Origin of the sequence: Falsiroseomonas stagni DSM 19981 (assembly GCF_900114315.1) — a bacterium.
Taxonomy (GTDB): domain Bacteria; phylum Pseudomonadota; class Alphaproteobacteria; order Acetobacterales; family Acetobacteraceae; genus Falsiroseomonas; species Falsiroseomonas stagni.
Genome location: NZ_FOSQ01000038.1, coordinates 1 through 1,637, shown reverse-complemented (window position 1 = coordinate 1,637; position 1,637 = coordinate 1). Strand labels below are relative to the sequence as shown.

General features: G+C 67.5%; 2 pseudogenes. One reads left to right on the top strand and one right to left on the bottom strand.

Features of this window, described 5'->3' with window-relative positions:
• Positions 1-155: 155 nt before the first annotated feature.
• A pseudogene (locus BM041_RS30350) lies at positions 156-266 on the top strand (IS481 family transposase); the annotation flags it as partial.
• A gap of 1 nt (position 267) precedes the next feature.
• Here BM041_RS30350 and BM041_RS29635 read toward each other — a convergent pair.
• Positions 268-1,505 (bottom strand): annotated as a pseudogene (locus tag BM041_RS29635) (IS3 family transposase).
• Between the last annotated feature and the right edge of the window lie 132 nt (positions 1,506-1,637).

Here is a 1,637-nt window from a genome sequence, read left to right as displayed (position 1 = left end):
GCACGGCATGGAATGCGCTGACCGACGATCCAGCCCGCATCACCTCAATCGCCACACGCGACTGGGCACAGGTCACTGTTTAGGGGCGCCGGTATTAGATGTTCAGTCCCGGGGAGTAGTGGTGCATCTTTGACCCGCGAGGGGGAGGATGCGCTGTGGCAGCAGGTCTTCATGGCTCAGCCAGAACGACGCCGCGTGTTCGAGCCGAGCTCCAAGCGTCGCAAGCGAGCACCCGCGCCCTGGCCTCGCGCTATGGAGTGGCCCCCATCAAACCGGACATGCGGCTCGGTTGGCGGACTGCTGGGCGATGAACTCACGCGGCGAGCGCATGCGCAAGCCGGAGTGAGGGTGGACGGTGTTGTAGTCCTCGAACCAGGCGGGCAGCTGTTGCAGGACGGAGATGGCGTCCGGCCTGGGGTTCACGCGGGCATAGTCGCGCTTGAGGGTTCTGACGAAGGCCTCGCAGACGCCGTTGCTCTCGGGGCTGCGGACCGGCGTGAAGCACGCGACGAGGTTCAGCGCAGCGGCGAAGTCGATGGTCTCGGCGGCGGTGTAGGCCGAGCCGTTGTCGGCGAGCCACTGGACCGGTTGTGGGGCGCGGATGCCGTCGAAGCGGCGCTCGACGCAGTCCAGCATCATGTCGCGGATCATTTCGCCAGAGATGCCGCCGCCGGAGGTGGCGACCCATGCGATGATCTCGCGGTCATGGGTGTCGATGGCGAAGGCGACGCGGACGACCTCGCCGTTCCAGCAGGGGATTTCGAGGCCATCGGAGGCCCAGCGCTGATTGGAGGCGGGGGCGACGACGGTGCCCTCATGGGCGCGGATCAGCCGCCTGCCGGTGTGGGGCTGAAGAAGCATTGAAGAGAGGCGCATCAGCCGGAAGACGCGCTTGTGATTGACTGGTGGCTCGCCGGAGCTGCGCCTGGCCCGGTTCAGCAGGGCGGTGACGCGGCGGTAGCCATAGGTCGGGCGAGCGTCGGTGATGGCGCGGATCTCGGCCAACACGGCCTCGTCCTCGGCGCGGCGGTAGGGGCCACGCCGCGGCCGTTCGGGCTGCTGGAGCTGCCCGACCAAGTTGGACCTGGCGACGCCGAGCGTGTCGGCCACGGCCTTCACCGGGAACCGTCGCGTGGCGGCGACGGCAAGCGCAACGCGTGTTTTGTTGGGCGTGCCTGTTCCAGGGCCTCGCGGAGGATCTCGGTCTCCATGGTCTTGCGGCCGAGGAGGCGTTCGAGTTCGCGGATGCGGTTCTCGAGTTCGCGGACGCGGCTGAAGGGGACGACCTCCTCGTTCGCCCTGACCGCCTCGTGCCCGCCCTCGGCCATGCGCCGCCTCCACTGGAACAGCAGGCTCGGAGAGACGCCGTGGAGCCGGGCGACGGCGGAGACCGTCATGCCGGGCTGCATGGTCTACTCGACCCGCCGGACCTTTTCCTCGGCAGTGTAGCGTCGGCGGCGCTGGATGCCGGTGATGATTTCCAAGCGCTCGATGGGCTTCGACATAGGCGCATGCCTAGCAGGCTGCGGAAATTCGCCGCTACGGTAAGCGTTAGCCGAACCCGGCCTTGAGCTGAAGGGGTTGGTTAGCCGAAGTGGTCGCCATGACGGACGACGCGACGACGGCACCACTCATTG